The following is a 20,758-nucleotide window of genomic DNA, read 5'->3' on the forward strand; positions in this document are numbered from 1 at the left end:
GAAGTATAGCAAAATACCTGTATTTGAGTGATTCATCCCGCATTTATGCAACGCCGAAAATCTATTGCAGAAACTGGAAACAAGTTTCAAAAACTTGAATTGGTGTTACCAAGCCCCGTTGGGGCGGGTGTGGGGGTGTGGGGTTGCATGGTGGTAGGGGATATCTAGCCCCAACCACCCGCATGAGTCTTTAGCCCTGCCCCTTGGGGCAACCGTGAAGTCCTTTGGTCTCAATCCCCGTCCAACACCTTACACCCTTAAACCCTTACACCCTTACACCCCTAATGAAATCAGAGGTTGAGCAATACACGCTCTCAAAGCTGCTCTTGAAAGTCGGGAGTAATTGTGGTATTGGATAAATGATATTACACAGCAAAACGTTCTTGATTCAGGGGAATGGTAATTAAAAACCAATATGACTACATTGTGATTGGTGCAGGTTCAGCAGGCTGCGTTGTCGCCAACCGTCTGACACAAGAACTTGAAACCACTGTGTTGTTACTCGAAGCAGGCAAAGAGGATACAAAACCGGAGATTCAAATCCCGTCGGAATGTACAAACCTACCAGGCTCCGAGGTGGACTGGGGCTATTTCTCTGAACCAGAACCCTACCTCAATAACCGCAAAATCTTTTGTCCCCGTGGCAAAGTCTTGGGCGGCAGCAGTTCGATTAATTTCATGACTTATATTCGAGGCAATTATCACGATTATAACCACTGGAGGGAATTGGGGAATCCCGGTTGGAGTTACCAGGATATATTGCCCTATTTCAAAAAATCTGAGAACCAAGAACGAGGTATTTCCGAATACCACGGTATAGATGGCGAGTTGAGCGTGACCGATGTCATTTCCCCATCTGCAATATCCCAACGATTTGTAGATGCATGTGTGGCACTGGGTTATGACGAAAATCCTGATTTCAACGGAATGCAGCAGTCAGGTGTGGGACCTTTTCAGGTGACTATCAAAGACGGGAAACGACACAGTACTGCTGCTGCATTCTTGGTGCCAATTCTCAAGCGTCCCAATTTGACAACAATGACTGGAGCGTTAGTGACTCGGTTGCTTTTTGAGGGAACTTGCACTGTTGGGGTGGAATATCTGCATGAGAGCATACTGCACCAAGTCAGGGTCAACAAAGAGGTGATTTTAAGTGCTGGCGCGTTCGATTCGCCCAAACTGCTGATGCTTTCCGGCATTGGTGATGCAGAGTACCTGCAAGCAATGGGAATTCCGGTCGTTGTTGATTTACCAGGTGTTGGACAAAACCTCCAAGACCACATTTGCGTTTCTGTGCCATACGAGGCAACTCAGGATTTACACAGTAATGGAATTGCTGAAACTGGATTGTTTTTGCATAGCGAGGGTCATCTAGACACTGCGCCAGATTTAGAGCTGATTTTCGCTCCCATTTTGAGGGTACCTCCTGGCTATCCCAACTCTGGTTTCGGTTTCACGGGTATAATCGTTTTGGCTCATCCCCAAAACATTGGCAGTATCAGTTTGCGTTCATCTGATCCCAAAGATACACCAATGATTTGGCTGAACTATCTGCAAAATCAATCCGATGTGCAAAAGCTAGTTGACGGAATTAAATTAACACGCAAATTGTTTCATACTAGTGCCTTTGATGAGTTTCGAGGCAGAGAAGTTGCGCCTGGTGCCGATGTGACTAGCGATGAAGCACTCGTTGCATACATCCGAGAAGTTTGCAGTACTGTGTATCATCCTATCGGCACCTGCAAAATGGGAACTGACCCAATGGCGGTTGTAGACCCCGAACTACGGGTACATGGGGTTAAGGGGTTGCGTGTTGTCGATGCCTCAATTATGCCAACTTTAATCACGGGACATACGAACGCGCCGACAATTATGATCGGCGAAAAAGCAGCCGATTTAATTAAAGCCGCTCTTCGCGTTTCACAGCAAGTAACTCTGAAGAAACACTATACGTAAGGCTTATGTAGCAAGGTTTGAAGAGAATGAAGAAAACCGTTCTGAAGCTGTAATAAGAGGGGCGATGCAAGGAGTTATTTGAGAAAGCCTACGGTTATATTAGACAGTATTATTAATTATTTTAGGTTTACTGCATCAAAGCAGGATTTGGAGTTGAGAAATGCGGGACAAGCAGCTTGATAATGGAGTCGAAATAGCATCTGAGCAAAGTACGCAATCATCTGTTGGTACAAATTCAGCAAATAAGGACATAGATATTTCTTTAAAAGAAAGTTATGGAAGCGAATTTAACATTCATCTTTTAGAGCAATATAAACTCTACGTTGAAATGGCAGATAGAGTAAGTTCAAGAAGAGTTCAGATAGGAAGTTTTTACATATCTATACTATCTGCTTTGTTAGCTTTACTGTCTATTACAAGCAACAAAGACTTGTTTCAAGGCCCACAGAGTTTTGTCCTTCTTACAGTGGCAATACTAGGATTATGCCTTTGCTTTGCTTGGGCTGCAAACATCAATTCTTATAAACAGCTTAATTCTCTGAAATTCAAAGTCATCCATGAAATGGAAACTCACCTACCCTTCCCATGTTATGACAGAGAATGGAAAGTTCTTAAAGAAGATAAGCATAGGAGACGCTACCTACGCTTGACCTCTGCTGAACAGTATATTCCTATAATTATTGCTATTCCTTACCTGTGTTTATTTGTCTATGCACTTATCAAGATAGTAAATCCTTAACGAACAAGATTTGAGCTACAGCTAGCTTCACAAACAGTGTAGTAGAAAATCTATTAAAATTAGCTGTTAAGATTAAGATATGGAACCAGAGCATTGTGAATCTTATATCGGTTTGACCCTAATTTTTTTGATTTTGCATTAATTATATCTTTGCTATCAAAAGCATACTCAAACTCAAAATCGTCCTTAGAAACTTCCTTTCCGATAATAGATAATGTGGATAAATGCTCAATTAATTTGTCTAATAGCTTGTCTAAATTCTCCTCTGATTGAGAGAGATTCATATCAGACATAACTAAATATAAAATCTCTCTATCAATTATTTGTGGCTCACCAACCAACTTGTAAAGGAACTCTTTAAGCTGATCCAAAGTGATGCCGTTTTCAACCATCATTGATGTAACAACCCAGGCAGAATAATTACTAAACGCTAATTTTAAATCTTCTTCATCGATAATTATATGACCTCTAGAAATAGCATTTTCAAGTGCATTTTTAAGCAAATAAATCATATCTCTAGGACGAGGGACGAGTTTATCGTAAATGTAGTCTTTTACAGGTACTTCATCTACGGTTCTAATAATATATTTATTCCATAAATTTTCTGGAAGTGGTTGGTCGTTACTTAACTCAACAAACCTTTGCTCTATTATTCTAAATAAAACCTCTCTGTCTCCTAAGTGGAGAAGGTTTGTATATTCTACTTTGTCTGCCTCCCTTGCCCAATCAAGTATATATCTAAATATGTCGCTTCTTAAAAAGATGGTCAGATGAAAATCTATACGTTTCTGTTGTCCTTTAACTCTAAAGGACGATAAATCTTTGACAATTTTTTCTGTAACACTCAGCAGTCCTAAAATCCATTCACTTTGAATCGCTAATTTGTTATTCTTTTTCCAAGACTTATCTAAGTTATCAATAAGTACAAAAATTTTTCCATCTTTATGAAATAACTCTGACAAATGATTTCTTATTTTGGCTAGAGTTTCCTGATGCATTAACTCAGCCAACTTGATTTTAAAGTCAGCAATTTTTTCTCCTTTATTAATTATGTTTGCTTGACGAATATTTTCTAATTATTCTTCTAATCTTTCAGAAAAGTCTTTTAGAATAATATCACTATTCTTTTCAACGAATTCTTTAAATGCAGTTTCGGCAGGAGAAACTGCATAGGATGCTTTTGAGGTGATTTTGTGATAAATTGATTGTGCCACTTCAGTGTAGATTAAGAGCTTCCATACAGTTTCAACCAGATAACTTCTCTCATATTCTTCTGAAGGAACTTGCAATATTTTTACTAGCGCGTCTATTTCAACGTTGTCAGGCTTAATCAAACAAACGTGATTTCTAGTATCTCCTTCTAAGAGACTCTTTAAATAATATAGTGTTGCTGTTTTTCCTGTTCCTTTTCTTCCAATTACTATGTTGTAATCTTTTTTGATTAACGTTTGTATATTAAATGTTTCAACATAATAATTGTGTAATTCTTTACTTTCGTGCTCTGCAAGAAATTCACCAAAACTAATTTGCTGAAGTTCTGTTGTTTTCTTTCTGATTGTTCGACTAATATTCTGTTGAGACAAAAGTTCCAAAATTTTACCATTCAAAGGTGCTAAGAACTCAGAAACTATCTCTTCACATCTTTGCTTATTATTATAGGTAATCAAGAGATCCCTATAATCAATAGGCACTTCATAAGGTTCTTCTGCTACCATTAAAAGGTCTAGACCGTATCCAAAAGCCAATCCAGCAATAAGTGAACATTTTGAATTTTGAAGCTCATATTCTCTACGAGATGTTGCAGAGAATTCTACCAAGACTGCTGTACTTAAGTGTTCTAAATACCAGTTGATAGGCTGTACTTTACTTTCCGATGGGTCATCAACAATACAGGGAATTTTTGAGTCTTCAATTTTGCGTGCGATAACTTGACTGTATGGAGTATTAAATTGGTTTTTGAGGAAGAGTAGAGGTTTAAAACCTTTAGTTCGTTTTTGTCTTTGCTTTGGTTGAGAATTTGAATTTGAAATGTAGGAAGTGAAAGCTTCTACAATTTCAAAGCTATTGATGTACTTTTTATAACCAGTCGTTGTAAGACATGAAAGTTCCTTATATCGCCTTACAGACTCATTATGTGAATGATCCAATATTAAAAATATAAATTTATTCTTTGCTATTGCGTAACCAAGTTCAAAGAGGACATTATCACTAAAACCAGTTAGCTCAGCACAAAAATAGTCAGATTCATCGATAGCTCTAGTTACTTCATCAACGATAAGCTTGCCGTTGATAGCATCACTCTTCCAAGATTTTAAAAAAGCAACTTGAGAGTCATTAATTAACTTAATTGCCTCTTCAACTGATTCACCTACTGAATTTGGTTGACCACTATAAGCAAAGAAACCAGTTTTCATATCCTGAAAGCCTCAAGAAGCGACTGCCTGTGACGTTGGCTTGGCAGTTTTCGATATTTGATAAGCCATCATAACCCATTTGTATAAAATATTGCATTTTTACTAGACATGATAGAAGAGAATTACATTGCCTGCCGCTATCATGTTGTACTGATTTAGATAATGTAGTAACCCAAGTTGCGGGTTATCAAGGTGTGGGTACTTTGCACTTGAATAGTCGTGCGATCGTTGACGACGAGGTAGCGGTTGCGCGTCGCGCAACCGCTACTTCAACTAACTCCAAAACATAAATACTGGATTAAATTAAAGCATTATATTTTACTTATTCAATAAATGCTTGTTTCAAAGTCAAAGCAAAAATGAATGCTTCTAACTTCAGTAAAAACCCTTTATAAGTCACTGCATGGATTGACTTTGGAAAGACAGAGGTGATGCTACTAAATACCGTTTCAATATAATGTCGAGTACACTGCTTGAGATACTGATTCCACGGCTCATCCTGACGTTTAGAGTTCTTTTTCCGCATTACTTTCAACTTAATCTCAGATGAGTCGCAAAGGTCATCTTCAGCATGATAATCCGTGTATGCTGCATCACTATATACTTCACTGCTGGCTGGTAAATTTAGTGGTAGAGCGTTTAACCCACGCACATCCGAAGCACTACCAGGCATAAATACAAATTCAACCGGAATACCATTTTTTGTGGTTAATAGCTGAACTCTCACCCCATAGAAATAGCGTTTTTTAGAGGCAATGTAACCCCTGTATTCCTCGGACTTTATTAACTTGACGTGAAAAATCCGAATATTATCACACATTGGTACAGGAAGTGAGTCTAAAAGATACTCAGTGTCTTTGATTGTCAGACACATAAGGCATCACTCGCTTGTGGGGCGATCGCTTTCTATAATAGGCGATTATTGAGTAGACTACATAAATATGTGAGTCTATGTAGTGGTTTTAGAGTTTATCGGAGACAAAAATGAATATATTTGGTATCGGTCTGCCGGAAATGGCTGTAATTATGGTAGTAGCATTGTTAATCTTTGGCCCAAAGAAGCTGCCAGAAATTGGTCGGAGTGTAGGCAAAACAATTCGTAGTTTTCAAGAAGCTTCCAAGGAGTTTCAAAACGAGTTTCAAAAAGAAGCAGAACAGTTAGAAGAAACTGTCAAAACTACTGCTGAATTGGAACCTAAGCAAATCCACCCTGCTAAATCTGAGCAGGATACCGCTAGTTCTTCCCAATCTAGCTAGGATGCTGCATATCAATTGACTGTAGGCAAAATGACAGAAGCTGTTACGCAACCAGCTTTGGTAATTCCCCAGCTAATTGTCGGGTTAGGGAATCCAGAAGCTAAGTACGACCAAACACGCCATAATATCGGTTTTGCAGCTTTAGAAGCTCTCTCCCGTTCTTGGCGCATTTCCTTAACAGAAAACCGCAAGTTTCAGGGTGAGTATGGCGAGGGTATCGTCCCAGGTGGAGGTAAGATTCGCTTGCTAAAGCCGTTAACTTATATGAATCGCTCAGGACAAGCAATACAAGCGGTGACAAGTTGGTATAAATTGCCGCCTGAGTCAGTGTTGGTGATTTATGACGATATGGATTTGCCCTTGGGAAAAACTCGTTTGCGTTTATCTGGTTCGGCAGGGGGACATAACGGCATGAAAAGTGCGATCGCACATCTTAGTAGCCAAAACTTTCCCCGTTTGCGAATCGGTATTGGTAAACCCAAAGATGCAGCTAATAACGATGATTCCGGTGCTATCTCCCATGTACTGGGGCGATTTTCTGCTGCCGAAAATCAGCAGATGTCTCTTGTATTTCAGTTCGTAGTTGAGTGTATTGAACTAAGCCTCAAACAGGGAGTAGAAAAGGCGATGAATGTTTGTAATAGCCGCACCATTAATAATTCTGAGTTTTAGGGCTGGATGAATACTGTCCTATCAGCTGATTAAAGAAAGCTAACCGATGTTTAAAGACGCTTATTTTGGTTGATGGGCAGCGATTTTAGCTTGCTCCATCTAACCAAGATAAAGTCTCTAACGCTGTCTACGTATAGGAAAAGTAACTCATCTACACCCTAATTAGCGGTGCGGCAGACTTTGCTTAATGTTTATATCAATAAATGGCGCAAGCGCTATTGCCTGTTTTCGGTCATAACCTCAAGCAACGCCGGTATCACACCAAATAGGTTTATTTAAAACGTCTTGTGCGTCTAGCTGCCACTGCCTTACGTTTGCGTTTTTCTATCGGTGTTTCAAAGTGCCGATGATATTTCACATCAGCTAATATCCCAGCTTTGGAAACCTGGCGTTTAAACCGACGCAAAGCTGAGTCTATTCCTTCGTTCTCTCCTAGAACCACCTGGGTCATTCTTCCCTTTTCCTCATCATCAATAGTTTCCATTCTAATATTACCCTCAACCTTAGTAAAACCCCTTTGAGTTAAAGTCATGATTAAGAGGCTATTCGTCCGGTTGAGGTGGGTTATGTGTGCTTGTATCTCGTAAAATCGTTACTTAACTAAAAGTTAATCTAAGTGCCCTAATGCACTCTCAGAAGCAATAGAGAAGATGGGAAAAATATAATACTAATTTTTTCTGACTGTACTCTGAACTGGGGAATAATGTAATCTTAGTTACTAAGATACATGATGAAAACAGATTTTAAAAGTTGATTCTGTCCTCATTTAGTAATTTATATCCAGATGCTAATGCTGTAAAAGCAATTATGAAATTCCATAAGCTAGTTGGCTTTAGAATAACTCCACCGCTTAAGAAAACTAGTACTATGCCAATGCCGAGAAAAATCCATCCCAAGTTACCAGTTTCTCTTTGAAAAAAGACTAATGCAAATATACCTATCATCGTTGCTAAAACTGAAGCTGTAGCAGGTAAGCTACGGTAAAAATATGAATAGTAACCGCTAACAAATATGATGTTTTGACCAAAAAAGTATAATCCTGTCAAAAGTAGAATTAAACCTATAAGTTTGATTAACAACCTGCCCATAATATTTTGATATTTTTAATGGCCCAAGCCAATTTTTATCCGATTATAGTGGGGTTTTTGAAATTGTGCAAAATTTTACCCAAATTTAATTTATTTTACGTATATATACTGAATAAAAATCCAGACTCTCTGAAAATGTCAGTACAAGTAATGTTGATTACATCAATTAGTTCTTGCCAGCGTTTTATCAAGGTGCTTTAATAGCGATCGCATTCTGCAAAAACCTACAGAATATGTACAAAACATGCAGCGACTCCATCCATATCGCTGCTGATGTTGATAAAATTACAGACTCAAAACATTAAACTCAAAGATATGACAAGCTAGTAGCATATCTTTGACATTAAATTCTCCCCAAAGCTGAATAGGAGCATACATGGAGCCAATTATTGCTATAGTTTTAGCCCTTATAGGTTATGCATTAGGTTCTGCAAAACTGATTAATCAAGGAAATGAAGCGTTAGTCGAACGCTTAGGGCGGTATCATCGGAAACTTAAGCCGGGGCTGAACTTTATTGTTCCCTTGGTCGATCAGATTGTGATGGAAGATACTACACGAGAGCAGTTTTTAGACATCAAACCTCAGAATGTGATCACCCAAGATAATATTTACGTAGAAGTGGACGCTATTGTATACTGGCGGATTCGAGATATTGAGAGAAGTTTTTACGCGATTGAGGATCTGCAAGGGGCATTGACACAGATAACCACAACCACGCTGCGAGAAATCATTGCTCAGAATACCCTAGAGCAGACCAACGTCTCTAGAGCGGAGATGGACTCAGCGATCTTAGACCAGTTGAATAGTGTAACGGCAGATTGGGGAGTTGATATTCTCCGGTTAGATATTCAGAGAATTACTCTACCTGAGAGTGTCCGAAAGTCTAGGGAAGAGGAACAAGCCGCCGTCATCAAAAAACGGGCACTGATTACCGAAGCAGAAGGGGAAAAGGAAGCTGCGATTAAGAAAGCAGAAGGAACTATGGCTTCAGTGCAAATCATTTCTCAAGCTCTACGTTCCAATCCTGACAGTAGGGACATTCTGCGGTATCTTGTAGCCCAAGATTACGTAGATGCTAGCCAAAAACTTGGTGAGAGCAGTAATGCCAAAATTGTCTTTGTAGACCCAGCTAACTCAAGTGAAATGTTTCAGGAGTTAATAGCCCACCCAGGAGAAAATCAAGAAGGTAACGGCAAAAAATTCGAAAACGGTAATACTTAACAATTACCTTGTGCGGCTTGTCTCAGTAGAGCATCGGCTACTAATGAAACATCGCGCATTTCTTGAACATCGTGAATTCGGAGGATATCAGCGCCATTAAAAATAGCAGCACAACAAGCTGCTGCCGTTCCCCAAACTCGTGCTTTAGGATCTGGTTGATTTAAAATCCGACCAATGAAACTTTTACGAGATGCTCCTACTAAGATAGGGCAGTTGAGTGTTGTCAGCGATCGCAAGCCGCGAAAAATTTCTAAATTTTGCTTATAGTTTTTAGCAAAACCAATACCAGGATCAATAATAATTTTATCCAGGTCAATGCCTGCAGTAGTTGCTGCCTGAATTTGCCGAGCCAAAAAACTAGAAATCTCACCGAGCAAATCTTGATAATCAGTCTGTTGTTGCATTGTTTGTGGTGTTCCCCGGATGTGCATTAAAATCATCGGCACACCTAACTCTGCGACTGTTGCCAACATTTCTGAGTCAAAAGTGCCGCCAGAAATATCATTAATAATATCCGCTCCAGCTTCTACAGATGCCTGGGCTACAGCAGCACGGGTTGTATCTACAGAAATCGGGACTGAAATCTCTGGTCTTAGCACCTGTAATACCGATAGTACCCGGTCAAGTTCCTCCCTCAGAGTTATTTGCTTTGCCCCTGGTCGAGTTGATTGACCGCCCACATCAATGATGTCAGCACCAGCAGCCACCAGTGCTTGCGCCTGTACTAAAGCGGCAGAGGAAGTGTTAAACTCACCCCCATCACTAAAGCTATCAGGCGTTACATTTAAAATGCCCATCAAATAAGTCCGCTGTCCCCAATCGAAACAGCGTCCTCTAATTATCAAGTTCCTTGGCATAAATCTACATTAGGCATTCCCATGCTCTGCATGGGAACGAAAAAAAAGCACATCACACTGATTGAAAATTCACAATCCGAGCGAAACTTTCAGGTTCTAGACTTGCTCCTCCCACGAGAACACCATCAATTTCTGGTTGAGCCATAATCTCATCAATATTATTCGGCTTGACTGAACCGCCATATTGAATTGATACATTCGGATTAGTCAACTGGCTGCGAATTAAGCCAATTATTCGATTAGCTTCCGCTACTTCACAAGTGTCACCAGTGCCAATCGCCCAAATCGGTTCGTAGGCAATCACCAAATTATCTTGATCGATATCTACCAAGGCTTTGTCGAGTTGGAGAGTAATCAGAGATTCAGTTTCTCCCGCATCTCGTTGTTGTTTGCTTTCGCCAACACAGAGAATTGGAGTCAAACCAAACCTTTGAGCAGTTCGGAGGCGCAGATTAACGGTGGCGTCTGTTTCTGCAAAATATTGCCGTCGTTCGCTATGACCGACAATCACAAAGCGCACACCACTTTCTGTCAGCATTGGGGCAGAAATCTCACCCGTATAGGCTCCATATTCTTCCCAATGGATATTTTGTGCCCCCAGTTGGATGAGGCTACCGTGCAAAGTCTTGGACAAAACGCTTAAATCAGTGAAAGGAGGACACAATATCACTTCTCGCCCTTGGGGGGTTTCCTCTAAGTGGGGCAGAAATCCTTGTAAAAATTCCTGGGTCTCTGCCTGGGTTTTGAACATTTTCCAGTTGCCGGCAATAACGATTTTCCGCACAGGTAATTTAGTCAAGATCCTAACGCGTTATATTTAGATGCATTTTTCAGTTTATGACTTTTTGTTAGCCATTAGTCATTAGTCATTAGTCATTAGTCATTGGTCATTAGTCATTGGTTATTAGTGAAGAAAAGCCTAGTCCCCAGTCCCCAATACCCAAACCTCTGTTAAAAATAACTAGGATAAGAGACAGGGCTAATTTAAAAATCCCAAATTTCAAATCTCAAATTGATATGACTTCCACATTGCCCGTGCCTGAACCTCATCAAAGCGATTCTGCTAACACTGACGCAAATTCTCTCAGCTGGGAGGAAGAACTGGATAGTGCCATTTTCAGTTTTGAAGACATTCAGACAGAACTGAACTATAAACAAGCACAAACAGCTTTGCGAAACTTGGTAGCCAATCTCGACCTTACTGCCCAGGAAAAAACCGGGTTAGAGACAGAAATTGCTGAGTTGGAAACCATGCTGGGAAAGTTAGACCGCATGGTAGTGCAGATTGCGACTTTTGGTATGGTGGGACGTGGTAAGTCTTCGCTACTCAATGCTTTGGTTGGGCAAACGGTATTTGAAACTGGGCCGCTGCACGGTGTCACCCGTGCTGCACAAACAGTTAATTGGAGTATTAGCGAGGAGATGATTGGGGAAACTGAACGTGCTTTGCGAGTCACTCTCCCTAGTGTAGGTCAATCCCAGGTGGAATTAATTGACACTCCTGGGTTAGATGAAGTAGATGGTGCAACCCGCGCCGCCTTAGCTGAACAGATTGCCAAACAAGCGGATTTGATTCTGTTTGTGATCTCTGGTGATATGACAAAGCTGGAATACACCGCCCTTTCTCAGTTGCGGGAAGCAGGTAAACCGATCATTTTGGTGTTTAACAAAGTAGATCAGTATCCAGAAGCAGACCGGATGGCAATTTATCACAAAATTCGGGATGAAAGGGTGCGGGAATTACTCACACCTTTAGAAATTGTTATGGCTGCGGCATCGCCATTGGTGAAGACGGCGAGTCGTCGCCCTGATGGTACTAGGGGCATACAGTTACGTACAGGTAATGCCCAGGTTGAGGAACTGAAGCTGAAAATATTGGAGATTCTGCATCGTGAGGGTAAAGCCTTGGTTGCTCTAAATACCATGCTTTATGCCGATATCGTAAATGAGCAGTTGATAGAACGAAAACTGATGATTCGGGAACAGAATGCCAATCAGTTGATTTGGAAGGCTGTGATGACTAAAGCATTAGCGATCGCACTTAATCCTGTAACTGTGGTAGATATTCTTAGTAGTGTGGTAATTGATATTTCTCTGATTTTGGGTTTATCTAAACTCTATGGCTTCTCCATGACCGAAGCTGGGGCTGTACAATTGCTACAAAAAATCGCCCTGAGTATGGGCGGCATTGGTGCTAGTGAATTGTTAGCAAATTTAGGCTTGAGTGGATTAAAAACTTTACTTGGAATATCTGCAACAGCTACGGGTGGCATTGTGCTAGGCCCTTATATATCGGTGGCAATTACCCAAGGAGGAGTAGCTGGTGTTTCCTCTTACGGTATTGGACAGGTTACCAAAGTTTATTTAGCCAATGGCGCAACTTGGGGACCTGATGGGCCGAAAGCAGTGATTAATCGGATTTTGGCAAACTTGGATGAGACTTCAATTCTTAACCGGATTAAAGATGAATTACTCCACAAAGTAAAACTCAAAAAGTGATGCATAAATAAGGTTTGGTTAGTCATATTTATCCTTAGAACTGATTCGTCAAGAAAAGCTTAAGGTGCCATTCACTTTACCATCAGACCAATCAATGAGCCATAAATCATTGCTTTACTTAGCTCTGTGTAAAACTCATAATCCTTACTCAAACGCCGAAATCGATTAGCGACATCTAAATTGTAAATGTACCAATGTGCTACCAACTGCACTATAACCCCTTAAAATAAATTATGTATAATCGCTTAATTATCGTAAATCAAAGGGTTTAAGACCCCTACCTCTACAGGTAGCGCGGAGTCGGAGCCACTCCGCCTCCAAATCATTTTCAGTCGGGGTTTAAATCCCCGTCTGAAAATGTCTAAAATGTTTGAATTTTGAATGCGTGAATTTTAAATTGTTAATATTACTTTGTCAAACTTTTTCTGGAAACTAAATTTTAAATACCTCCTTTCGCACTCAGCACTTTCTAGGATACTTGCAACAAATAGGTCATACAATGCCCCATCAAAAAGTAAACTACTAACATGGCAGCAGCAGCCAGAGCAACCAATGTACCAGCCAACATTAGAGAAAATTCTTTACTCTCGTAAGCTTTTTCCATTAAGTGCAGCGACCACGCTACTAAGGCTACATCAAAAAGTAAAATAGGAAGCAACATATTTTTTAATATTTGTTAATACTTGTAAAATAATATTAACACCCTTTTTAGGAAGTGTGTCTAACCTTAGATGGATGTCATTAAATGAGAAATGGTGGATCAACAGAATGTTCTGACTGGCACGTTGCGATCGCGCAAGTAACTTTTAATTTCTGCTACGCTTAATTGTCCGTAATGTAACAGTGACGCGAGTAATGCAGCTTCAGCTTTGCCTTCAGTTAGGGCAGTGTAGATATGTTCACAATTACCTGCACCACCAGAAGCAATAACTGGAATTTCTACAGCATTGGCAATCGCCCGTGTGATTTCAATGTCATACCCAGCTTGGGTTCCATCAGCATCCATACTTGTGACTAGCAGTTCTCCGGCCCCCCGTTTTTCAACTTCCTGTGCCCACAATAGGGCATCTAAGCCTGTATTTTCTCTGCCACCCCGCACATACACATCCCAACCTGGATTTTCCGGGTTATTTCTGCGTCTGGCATCAATAGCAACAACTATGCACTGATTACCAAAGCGATCGCTTGCCTGATTAATCAAGTCTGGTTCCCGCACTGCCGCAGAATTAATACTAACCTTATCTGCGCCAGCTCGTAACAAAGCTTTAACATTTTCTAAGGATTGAATGCCACCACCTACAGTCAATGGAATAAAGACCTGTTCAGCAGTGCGGTAGACCACATCTAAAATTGTAGCTCGGTCTTCATGAGTAGCTGTAATATCCAGAAATACTAACTCATCAGCACCGGCTTCGTTGTAAACCTTGGCCAGTTCTACCGGATCGCCTGCATCTTGGAGATTAACAAAGTTAACTCCTTTTACAACCCGTCCCGCCTTCACATCTAAGCACGGTAAGATTCTTTTAGATAACATAATAACTTTTGTACTTCTGGGTAATTGACCGGAATTTAAATTTTAAATTGGCGCGGGTATTCTCAAACGAAAATTTTCATGGGTATTGGGCATGGGGCATTGAGAAGAGACAAGGTAGACAAGGAAGAGGGGGGAGATAAGGGAGAGACTTGTTCAATAATTCACCCTTGTTCCCCTCATCTCCCTCTGCTCCCCCTGCCTCCCCCACTCCCCACCCCTACTCCCCACTCCCCACTCCCACTCCTTAGTCCCACTCCCTAGTCCCTTAAAAGTAGATAGCTGAATTATGGCGATAATCTCCTCGAAAAAACAGCCTCCAGACCCTAACGGAGAACCAAAGCAGCGTCGAGAGTCGGCGAAAGCACCATCCACAGAAAATATTTTGAAGCCTGAAGCTGCTATTGATGAGCAAGAACAGCAAGAAGAAGGTATTCGACCACACAGATTTGCTGATTACATTGGGCAAAAAGATTTAAAGGATGTGCTAGATATTGCCATTAAAGCAGCCAAATCTCGTGGTGAGGTGTTGGATCATTTACTGCTGTATGGCCCGCCAGGATTGGGCAAAACCACAATGGCAATGATTTTAGCATCGGAAATGGGAGTAAATTACAAAATTACTAGTGCGCCAGCCTTAGAACGTCCACGAGATATTGTCGGGCTACTGGTAAACATGAAACCAGGGGATATTTTATTTGTGGATGAAATTCATCGCCTCTCGCGGATGACTGAGGAAATTCTCTATCCAGCAATGGAAGATTATCGCTTAGATATTACCATTGGTAAAGGTTCCAGCGCTCGCATCAGAAGTTTGCCGCTGTCAAAGTTTACCTTAGTCGGGGCTACAACTCGTGTCGGTGCTTTAACTTCACCACTGCGCGATCGCTTTGGTTTAATTCAAAAACTCCGATTTTACGAAGTTGACGAACTGACTAAAATTGTACTGCGAACCGCTCAATTACTCAAAACCCCCATTACAGAAGATGGTGCTACAGAAATTGCCCGTCGTTCACGCGGAACACCACGTATTGCCAATAGGTTACTTAAGCGGGTACGTGATTATGCGGAAGTAAAATTATCGGGGGATATTAATGAAAACATTGCATCCGAGGCATTGCAACTATTCCAAGTAGATCCTTGCGGTTTAGATTGGACAGACCGCCAGATGTTGAGTGTAATAATTGAACAATTTAACGGTGGCCCAGTGGGGTTAGAAACAATGGCAGCAGCAACGGGTGAAGATACTCAAACAATTGAAGAGGTGTACGAACCTTATCTCATGCAGATTGGGTATTTAACTCGGACTCATCGCGGTAGGATGGCGACAAAGGCAGCATATAAGCATTTGGGATTTACGCCGCCTAATGAACAGTTGTCATTATTGTAATTATGGGCATTGGGCATTGGGCATTGGGCATTGATTACTCCTAAATGAATCTTTAAACTCCATTAATGAGCCTTTGAACTCCTTTAATGAGTCTTTGATCTCCTTTAATGAGCCTTTGAACTCCTTTAATGAGCCTTTGATCTCCTTTAATGAGCCTTTGAACTCCTTTAATGAGTCTTTGAACTTCATTAATGAGCCTTTGAACTCCTTTAATGAGTTTTTGAACTCCTTTAATGAGTCTTTGAACTCCATTAATGAGTCTTTGAACTCCATTCCTCTGCCCCATGCTCAATGACAAATGACAAATGACAAATGACAAATGACAAATGACAAATTAGGTAAACCTAGATGATTAAGTTGATTGGTATTTTTCTCAGTCTGTTACTTGTGTTTGGCTGGGCTACTCCAGTCATGGCACAATCTCAAGCGCCCATTACTCAAGAACAGTTAAAACAAGGTGATGAGTGGGCAAATCAAGCGTTTATAGCTACGAATCAAGGTGACTTTGCGACGGCTGAAACTTACTGGACAAAGATTATTGAGCAATTTCCCACGAATGCGGGGGCGTGGAGTAATCGGGGAAATTCGCGGGTGAGCCAGAATAAGTTACAAGAGGCGTTGGCAGATTATAACAAAGCAATAGAATTAGCGCCGAATGTCACCGATCCTTACTTGAATCGGGGCGCGGCGTTGGAAGGAATGGGAAAATGGGATTCGGCGATCGCAGATTATAATCGCGTTCTAGAACTCGATCCTAACGATGCGATGGCGTATAACAATCGCGGTAATGCCACAGCAGGTTTGGGAAAATGGGATTCGGCGATCGCAGATTACAAAAAATCTAATGAGATAGCCCCGAATTTTGCCTTCGCCCGTGCTAACTACGCTCTCGCTCTTTATGAAACTGGTCAAAAAGAGCAAGCAATCCGCGAGATGCGAAATATCGCCCGTAAATACTCCAAATTTGCTGATGTACGTGCTGCCCTCACTGCTGCATATTGGGTAAATGGAGAACAAGGTGAAGCAGAAAGCAACTGGGTAGCAGCTTATGGACTTGATAGCCGCTATAAGGATATCGACTGGGTAAAAAATATCCGTCGTTGGCCTCCCAGCCTAGTTACAGCTTTGGATAAATTCTTGAAAATTCAGTAATTAGCAGGTAAATCAAAGGGGAAGCGAAGCGATCGCTCCCATCTGATTGTGAAACTTTCTACACTGAGTTAGTCTCAAGAACTCGCTGATTTTGCTGACGCTTTCCAGTTACCACCATTGGTACACCACCGCCTGGTGCTAACAGGAAACTTTTCCGAACTGGCAGTACTGGCTTTGTATCAGCTAGTTTCATTTGCCAATCAGATAGTATAGTTGCCAATACCAGTTTCATTTCAAACAGGGCAAATGCCATACCAATACAGCGACGATTCCCACCACCAAAAGGCAAATATTCAAATGGAGTAAATTGTCGTTCTAGAAACCGCTCTGGCTGAAACTGCTTTGAATTGGGGTATAAATCTTCTCGATGATGGCTCAAATAAATACAAGGAACCAATATAGTACCAGGGTCAAATTTGTAGCCTGCAATTTCTAAAGGTGATTTAACCAATCGATTTAATCCCAACATTGCCACCGGATATAGGCGCATTGTTTCCGAACAAACTGCATTCAAATAAGGTAATCGGAAAATGGCGTTTGGGTCTTTGTTCTCACTTAGGCTATCCAGTTCTTGCACCAGTTTTTCACGGACTTCAGGCTGATGATGAATCCAGTACAGCGCCCATGCCAAAGAACTAGCCGTAGTTTCATGACCTGCAACCAACAAAGTCATCAATTCATCACGTAATTCCAAGTCTGTCATCGGCTCTCCTGCTTCATCACGAGCCGCCATCATTAAAGACAGAATATCACTTCGAGATTGGTCAGCAAGCGATCGCCTTTCTTGAATTTCAGCATAGATCAGATCGTCCATTTCCTGCCGCAAACGTAGATAACTGCCCCAAGGACTGCGAGGCCCTAAATCCTGTCGTAATAAGGGGAAAAACAGCAGTATTGCCCGCAAAATAGGTCTTTTTGGATTCAGGATAGCAATCAGGATTTCTTTGAGTTTTTCATAACGAACTCCGTCCTTTAGACCAAATACAGCCTTCAAAATCACTTGAAAGGAGATTTCTTGCATGGATGGCAAGACTGTAAAGCTTTCCCCAACTGGCCACTCGCTAGTTACTTGCTTGGCGATCTTACAGATTAAATCACCATAAGCCTGCATTCTTTCCCCATGTAGAGGAGGTGTCAGCAGTTTTCGCTGGCGCTGATGAGGTTTTGCTTCTAAGGATAGTAGAGAATTTTGCCCCAATAAAGGCGTTCCTAAACCTGCTGCTGCACCAGAATCTAACTGTTTTGGATCGATGGTAAAAATCTGCTGAATCGCCTGGGGATTGCTAATAAAGACTTGAGGAGTAAAAACTGGGCCAATTCGGAGAGTAAACATATCACCATAGCTTTTAGCACAGTCTTCCATGTATTCCAATGGGTTAGTAAGCCATTGATACGTCTGTACCCAAGGGTGAGTTTGAGGGCCGTTAGGCAGTTTAAGTGCAGACATTTTTATTTATCTCCCAATAATTGGAGCAAGATTGTTATCAGCTAGTTATTCATCCAGGTATAGCTTGATTAATCTTAGAACACAGATTAAGCAGATGAACTTACCAATTCTTGAATCTGCCTTGGGGTTAATTCTTGCACATTACGCAAAACTACTGCTGCTCCTGCTGCTATTAGTGTCTCACTGTATGCATCACTACGGGCTGCTGTTTCCTGGACGTGGGGTGGTAAAACTCCTACTCCAATCCAAGTGCGAGCAGAATCTAGACCCCGTGCCTTCTCAACGGTATACATATCTGCTACCGTATCTCCTACGTATACGATCGCTGATTTTTGCTCAATTCCATTTTCTAATTCACGAACTGTAGCAAAAAGTCCAGTGGGGTCAGGTTTACCTGGCGCATCTTCCATCGCAATCAACACTGGAGATTCTAAGCCCAGACGCTTTTCCAAAATGTAGTTAGCTGAACCACGAGTTGCACCGCTAAAAAATCCCCAAGGAATCCCCGCTTGGGTAAGTTGTTCTAAATAGCTAGGTTGTAATAATAAAGGTTCATTACAGATATACCCAGTAAAATTATTTGGGTCTGGGCCGCGGTAGCGAGATTGAAAAAAAGCAATGATCGCATTGTAATCTAGTTGCAGTTGCTCTCGGCTCTGTTGTTGGGTTTCAAAGTAGCGGTAAATTAATTCTTGCGATGCTTCCCAATCGTTATTCCACACGCCTTCAGACTTTAGTTGGTCAATATCCAGTGGGGTTGGCCGATATGCTTGGGTAGTAAAATGTTCTACGGTATCTGCGATCGCCCGGCGATAGGAACCGCTAACGTCGCGCACAACGCCATCAATATCGAAAACAACGATCGCTTTTGCAGAAGTTGGTTGATTCATGGGTAGAGAGGAAAAGAGTTTTATTTTTATCTTGCCTATGTATTCATCCTTTCATAAATAGCAGAATATTGTGTTAATCAGTTGATTTATCCCAGTTTATTCTGAATCAACATTGTTTGTCGTCTGAATCAATTTTGGAGTAATTTCCAACGTTTGATTTGGAGCAGTCAAAGGATTTGGAGAAGGCATATCTCCTATCTCTTGAGCCACAGATGAATTGAGGGCATCGGCAGACTGACGATACTTTGAAACCACTGATTCAATGAATGAAAGTTTCTCTAAAATTAGAGATTCTATTTCTGGAAATTCGCTAGTCTCTTTGGACAATTTGTGATTTATCCAAAAACTTCCCAGTTTAAATTTGGCTAAATTAAACCTCACATTAGCAAGCTGACGCTGAAGCTGAACTCGGAAATAATCATTAATAATTTTTCCTTTATTTGCATCGGACGAAATGCTTTTACTGTTAAAATGCTTTTTTCAATCTCTTTAATGGCAACTGCCGCATTATAAGCAATATCTAATCTTTTTAAAGAGATTTGATTAACCCAATTATTGAGTTTAGAAAAGTTAGGATTGAGGGGTAAGAAATTCCCAGGTTTCATAGTTGTATAAAAAGAGGTTTATGCTAATTCTGTATGAAGGTGCGCTAAACCAGATTTAAGTACAAGGAAGAAAACGAACCGCATTCGCGTTAGCGTCTCCCCTTGGGAGAAGGACGCAAAGAAGTTAAAAGGGTTGGCGCAGCTTTACAAAGAAATGGTATTGGAAGTCAAGCTTGAGAGCGATCGCATTCCAACTGCTTTCAAGAAATAAGGGTGTGGTACGCCGCTCTCAAGCAGTTAAGCAGGGGCATCTCCCTGAGACTTGACGACTGTTCCTTGACTCTTTTCATTCAAAGAGGCTAAATCCACAGATGGAGTAGGTTCAGGCGATTGGGGTGGCTTGGGATGTCTACCTTTAGAGGCAAACTCTGTAAGATTTTTGATCACCACATAAAGGACAGGCACTAAGAGCAGGCTGAAAATGACGGAGACCAATAAGCCGCCAAACACCGCCGTACCAAGGGACAAACGGCTGGCTGCACCTGCCCGCGATGCCAGCAATAAAGGAAGGAACCCACACAGGGCGGCGATTGTGGTCATTAAAATCGGGCGGAACCGTTGTTCAACAGCATGGAGCGCGGCTTGAGCGATCGTCATGCCCTGCTCCCGCGAATGGTTGGCAAATTCTACAATCAAAATTGCGTTCTTACTCGCCAAACCAATCAGCATTACCAATGCCACCTGACAGTACAAATCGTTGACTAACCCTCTAAATGAGATAAACACCATCGCACCGAGAACTGCAAACGGCACGGTCAGCAAAATGATGATCGGGTCGATATAATTTTCGTACTGAGCCGCTAAAATCAGAAACACGACTACAATACCGAAACCAAACAGCACGATCGCTTGTCCGCCAGATTTGGTTTCTTCTCTGGAAAGTCCTGTCCAGTCATAACCTAAACCGGGCTGCTCAATCTCTTTAAAGGTCTGCTGCATTGCCGCAATTGCTTGCCCAGAACTGTAACCAGGGGCAGCACTGCCCCCTAGCTATCTAATTGGTATACAAAGCAGGTAAGCTGAAAACTTGCATCTAGCA

At 41.4% G+C, this 20,758-nt stretch carries 23 protein-coding genes and 2 pseudogenes; 9 read left to right on the top strand and 16 right to left on the bottom strand.

Translation table 11 applies throughout. The features are described 5' to 3' along the window. Positions 1–45: 45 nt before the first annotated feature. The 3 genes from HWQ58_RS02480 to HWQ58_RS02490 all read left to right on the top strand — a co-directional run bounded on the left by HWQ58_RS02480 (position 46) and on the right by HWQ58_RS02490 (position 2,695). Complete coding sequence (locus HWQ58_RS02480) at positions 46–168, top strand: hypothetical protein (protein WP_292857293.1); 123 nt, start codon at positions 46–48, stop codon at positions 166–168. Positions 169–396: 228 nt separating this feature from the next. Beyond that, a complete protein-coding gene (locus HWQ58_RS02485) occupies positions 397–1,956 on the top strand; it encodes a GMC family oxidoreductase N-terminal domain-containing protein (RefSeq protein WP_292857296.1) in 1,560 nt (519 codons plus the stop codon). A 160-nt stretch (positions 1,957–2,116) separates the two neighbouring features. Beyond that, complete coding sequence (locus tag HWQ58_RS02490; protein WP_292857299.1) at positions 2,117–2,695, top strand: hypothetical protein; 579 nt, start codon at positions 2,117–2,119, stop codon at positions 2,693–2,695. 59 nt (positions 2,696–2,754) lie between these two features. On the opposite strand, the gene HWQ58_RS02495 is transcribed toward HWQ58_RS02490, so the two are convergent. From HWQ58_RS02495 to HWQ58_RS02505, 3 genes are all read right to left on the bottom strand, one after another. After that, positions 2,755–3,705 carry a hypothetical protein gene (locus tag HWQ58_RS02495; protein WP_292857302.1) on the bottom strand — a complete coding sequence of 317 codons (951 nt, stop codon included), beginning with the start codon at positions 3,703–3,705 and terminating at the stop codon, positions 2,755–2,757. A 66-nt stretch (positions 3,706–3,771) separates the two neighbouring features. After that, positions 3,772–5,109, bottom strand: coding sequence for a hypothetical protein (locus HWQ58_RS02500; protein WP_292857305.1), 1,338 nt, complete (start codon positions 5,107–5,109; stop codon positions 3,772–3,774). 322 nt (positions 5,110–5,431) lie between these two features. Further along, positions 5,432–5,983 carry an IS982 family transposase gene (locus HWQ58_RS02505; RefSeq protein ID WP_292857307.1) on the bottom strand — a complete coding sequence of 184 codons (552 nt, stop codon included), beginning with the start codon at positions 5,981–5,983 and terminating at the stop codon, positions 5,432–5,434. 110 nt (positions 5,984–6,093) lie between these two features. Between HWQ58_RS02505 and HWQ58_RS02510 the strand changes: the two genes are divergently transcribed. Further along, a complete protein-coding gene (locus HWQ58_RS02510) occupies positions 6,094–6,366 on the top strand; it encodes a TatA/E family twin arginine-targeting protein translocase (RefSeq protein WP_292857310.1) in 273 nt (90 codons plus the stop codon). 30 nt (positions 6,367–6,396) lie between these two features. Beyond that, positions 6,397–7,038, top strand: a complete 642-nt coding sequence (gene pth, locus HWQ58_RS02515; RefSeq protein ID WP_292857313.1) for an aminoacyl-tRNA hydrolase — start codon at positions 6,397–6,399, stop codon at positions 7,036–7,038. 271 nt (positions 7,039–7,309) lie between these two features. Here pth and rpsU read toward each other — a convergent pair whose 3' ends face one another. Both rpsU and HWQ58_RS02525 read right to left on the bottom strand, forming a co-directional pair. Beyond that, positions 7,310–7,489 carry a 30S ribosomal protein S21 gene (gene rpsU / locus HWQ58_RS02520; protein WP_069073049.1) on the bottom strand — a complete coding sequence of 60 codons (180 nt, stop codon included), beginning with the start codon at positions 7,487–7,489 and terminating at the stop codon, positions 7,310–7,312. A gap of 292 nt (positions 7,490–7,781) precedes the next feature. Continuing rightward, positions 7,782–8,126, bottom strand: coding sequence for a hypothetical protein (locus HWQ58_RS02525; protein WP_292857316.1), 345 nt, complete (start codon positions 8,124–8,126; stop codon positions 7,782–7,784). Between the two features lie 376 nt (positions 8,127–8,502). Here HWQ58_RS02525 and HWQ58_RS02530 point away from each other — a divergent pair, with 376 nt between their 5' ends. Continuing rightward, positions 8,503–9,348, top strand: a complete 846-nt coding sequence (locus HWQ58_RS02530; protein ID WP_292857319.1) for an SPFH domain-containing protein — start codon at positions 8,503–8,505, stop codon at positions 9,346–9,348. On the opposite strand, the gene folP is transcribed toward HWQ58_RS02530, so the two are convergent. Further along, complete coding sequence (gene folP / locus HWQ58_RS02535; protein WP_292857322.1) at positions 9,345–10,205, bottom strand: dihydropteroate synthase; 861 nt, start codon at positions 10,203–10,205, stop codon at positions 9,345–9,347. The two genes, HWQ58_RS02530 and folP, sit on opposite strands and share 4 nt — an antisense overlap. A gap of 52 nt (positions 10,206–10,257) precedes the next feature. Next, entirely contained in the window at positions 10,258–10,989 is a 732-nt protein-coding gene (tpiA, locus tag HWQ58_RS02540; RefSeq protein WP_292857350.1) for a triose-phosphate isomerase, read from the bottom strand. 233 nt (positions 10,990–11,222) lie between these two features. On the opposite strand from tpiA, the gene HWQ58_RS02545 reads away from it, so the two are divergent. Beyond that, a complete protein-coding gene (locus HWQ58_RS02545) occupies positions 11,223–12,704 on the top strand; it encodes a GTP-binding protein (protein WP_292857325.1) in 1,482 nt (493 codons plus the stop codon). Between the two features lie 71 nt (positions 12,705–12,775). Here the strand turns inward: HWQ58_RS02545 and HWQ58_RS02550 are convergent. From HWQ58_RS02550 to hisF, 3 genes and pseudogenes are all read right to left on the bottom strand, one after another. Beyond that, positions 12,776–12,871, bottom strand: a pseudogene (locus tag HWQ58_RS02550) (IS5/IS1182 family transposase); the annotation flags it as partial. Between the two features lie 302 nt (positions 12,872–13,173). After that, complete coding sequence (locus tag HWQ58_RS02555; RefSeq protein WP_094348875.1) at positions 13,174–13,365, bottom strand: hypothetical protein; 192 nt, start codon at positions 13,363–13,365, stop codon at positions 13,174–13,176. 99 nt (positions 13,366–13,464) lie between these two features. Further along, positions 13,465–14,238, bottom strand: coding sequence for an imidazole glycerol phosphate synthase subunit HisF (gene hisF, locus HWQ58_RS02560; protein WP_292857328.1), 774 nt, complete (start codon positions 14,236–14,238; stop codon positions 13,465–13,467). A 286-nt stretch (positions 14,239–14,524) separates the two neighbouring features. Here hisF and ruvB point away from each other — a divergent pair, with 286 nt between their 5' ends. After that, the gene (gene ruvB, locus HWQ58_RS02565; protein ID WP_292857330.1) at positions 14,525–15,625 is read left to right on the top strand and encodes a Holliday junction branch migration DNA helicase RuvB; all 1,101 of its coding nucleotides are present in this window, start codon (positions 14,525–14,527) and stop codon (positions 15,623–15,625) included. On the opposite strand, the gene HWQ58_RS02570 is transcribed toward ruvB, so the two are convergent. Then, entirely contained in the window at positions 15,626–15,898 is a 273-nt protein-coding gene (locus HWQ58_RS02570) for a hypothetical protein (protein WP_292857332.1), read from the bottom strand. A 75-nt stretch (positions 15,899–15,973) separates the two neighbouring features. Between HWQ58_RS02570 and HWQ58_RS02575 the strand changes: the two genes are divergently transcribed. Continuing rightward, positions 15,974–16,777 carry a tetratricopeptide repeat protein gene (locus tag HWQ58_RS02575; protein WP_292857336.1) on the top strand — a complete coding sequence of 268 codons (804 nt, stop codon included), beginning with the start codon at positions 15,974–15,976 and terminating at the stop codon, positions 16,775–16,777. A 58-nt stretch (positions 16,778–16,835) separates the two neighbouring features. Here HWQ58_RS02575 and HWQ58_RS02580 read toward each other — a convergent pair whose 3' ends face one another. The 5 genes and pseudogenes from HWQ58_RS02580 to HWQ58_RS02600 all read right to left on the bottom strand — a co-directional run. Then, a complete protein-coding gene (locus HWQ58_RS02580) occupies positions 16,836–18,224 on the bottom strand; it encodes a cytochrome P450 (protein WP_292857339.1) in 1,389 nt (462 codons plus the stop codon). Positions 18,225–18,310: 86 nt separating this feature from the next. Further along, positions 18,311–19,114 (bottom strand): TIGR01548 family HAD-type hydrolase, encoded by an 804-nt coding sequence (locus HWQ58_RS02585; RefSeq protein WP_292857342.1) that lies wholly within the window; start codon positions 19,112–19,114, stop codon positions 18,311–18,313. Positions 19,115–19,210: 96 nt separating this feature from the next. After that, positions 19,211–19,441, bottom strand: a complete 231-nt coding sequence (locus HWQ58_RS02590) for a hypothetical protein (protein ID WP_292857344.1) — start codon at positions 19,439–19,441, stop codon at positions 19,211–19,213. 50 nt (positions 19,442–19,491) lie between these two features. Then, on the bottom strand, positions 19,492–19,719 hold the full coding sequence (locus tag HWQ58_RS02595) for a hypothetical protein (protein ID WP_292857347.1): 228 nt from the start codon (positions 19,717–19,719) through the stop codon (positions 19,492–19,494). Positions 19,720–19,956: 237 nt separating this feature from the next. Beyond that, positions 19,957–20,691 (bottom strand): annotated as a pseudogene (locus HWQ58_RS02600) (efflux RND transporter permease subunit); the annotation flags it as partial. Between the last annotated feature and the right edge of the window lie 67 nt (positions 20,692–20,758).

The sequence above is a fragment of the Nostoc sp. LPT genome (genome assembly GCF_017115165.1).
Taxonomy (GTDB): domain Bacteria; phylum Cyanobacteriota; class Cyanobacteriia; order Cyanobacteriales; family Nostocaceae; genus Nostoc.

Excerpts from the sequence above, each read along its gene's own strand:
- HWQ58_RS02480 (WP_292857293.1), top strand. The coding sequence starts at position 46 with ATGCAACGCCGAAAATCTATTGCAGAAACTGGAAACAAGTTTCAAAAA.
- HWQ58_RS02485 (WP_292857296.1), top strand. The coding sequence starts at position 397 with ATGGTAATTAAAAACCAATATGACTACATTGTGATTGGTGCAGGTTCA.
- HWQ58_RS02490 (WP_292857299.1), top strand. The coding sequence starts at position 2,117 with ATGCGGGACAAGCAGCTTGATAATGGAGTCGAAATAGCATCTGAGCAA.
- HWQ58_RS02500 (WP_292857305.1), bottom strand. The coding sequence starts at position 5,109 with ATGAAAACTGGTTTCTTTGCTTATAGTGGTCAACCAAATTCAGTAGGT.
- HWQ58_RS02505 (WP_292857307.1), bottom strand. The coding sequence starts at position 5,983 with ATGTGTCTGACAATCAAAGACACTGAGTATCTTTTAGACTCACTTCCT.
- HWQ58_RS02510 (WP_292857310.1), top strand. The coding sequence starts at position 6,094 with ATGAATATATTTGGTATCGGTCTGCCGGAAATGGCTGTAATTATGGTA.
- pth (WP_292857313.1), top strand. The coding sequence starts at position 6,397 with ATGACAGAAGCTGTTACGCAACCAGCTTTGGTAATTCCCCAGCTAATT.
- rpsU (WP_069073049.1), bottom strand. The coding sequence starts at position 7,489 with ATGACCCAGGTGGTTCTAGGAGAGAACGAAGGAATAGACTCAGCTTTG.
- HWQ58_RS02525 (WP_292857316.1), bottom strand. The coding sequence starts at position 8,126 with ATGGGCAGGTTGTTAATCAAACTTATAGGTTTAATTCTACTTTTGACA.
- HWQ58_RS02530 (WP_292857319.1), top strand. The coding sequence starts at position 8,503 with ATGGAGCCAATTATTGCTATAGTTTTAGCCCTTATAGGTTATGCATTA.
- folP (WP_292857322.1), bottom strand. The coding sequence starts at position 10,205 with ATGCCAAGGAACTTGATAATTAGAGGACGCTGTTTCGATTGGGGACAG.
- HWQ58_RS02545 (WP_292857325.1), top strand. The coding sequence starts at position 11,223 with ATGACTTCCACATTGCCCGTGCCTGAACCTCATCAAAGCGATTCTGCT.
- HWQ58_RS02555 (WP_094348875.1), bottom strand. The coding sequence starts at position 13,365 with ATGTTGCTTCCTATTTTACTTTTTGATGTAGCCTTAGTAGCGTGGTCG.
- hisF (WP_292857328.1), bottom strand. The coding sequence starts at position 14,238 with ATGTTATCTAAAAGAATCTTACCGTGCTTAGATGTGAAGGCGGGACGG.
- ruvB (WP_292857330.1), top strand. The coding sequence starts at position 14,525 with ATGGCGATAATCTCCTCGAAAAAACAGCCTCCAGACCCTAACGGAGAA.
- HWQ58_RS02570 (WP_292857332.1), bottom strand. The coding sequence starts at position 15,898 with ATGGAGTTCAAAGACTCATTAATGGAGTTCAAAGACTCATTAAAGGAG.
- HWQ58_RS02575 (WP_292857336.1), top strand. The coding sequence starts at position 15,974 with ATGATTAAGTTGATTGGTATTTTTCTCAGTCTGTTACTTGTGTTTGGC.
- HWQ58_RS02580 (WP_292857339.1), bottom strand. The coding sequence starts at position 18,224 with ATGTCTGCACTTAAACTGCCTAACGGCCCTCAAACTCACCCTTGGGTA.
- HWQ58_RS02585 (WP_292857342.1), bottom strand. The coding sequence starts at position 19,114 with ATGAATCAACCAACTTCTGCAAAAGCGATCGTTGTTTTCGATATTGAT.
- HWQ58_RS02595 (WP_292857347.1), bottom strand. The coding sequence starts at position 19,719 with ATGAAACCTGGGAATTTCTTACCCCTCAATCCTAACTTTTCTAAACTC.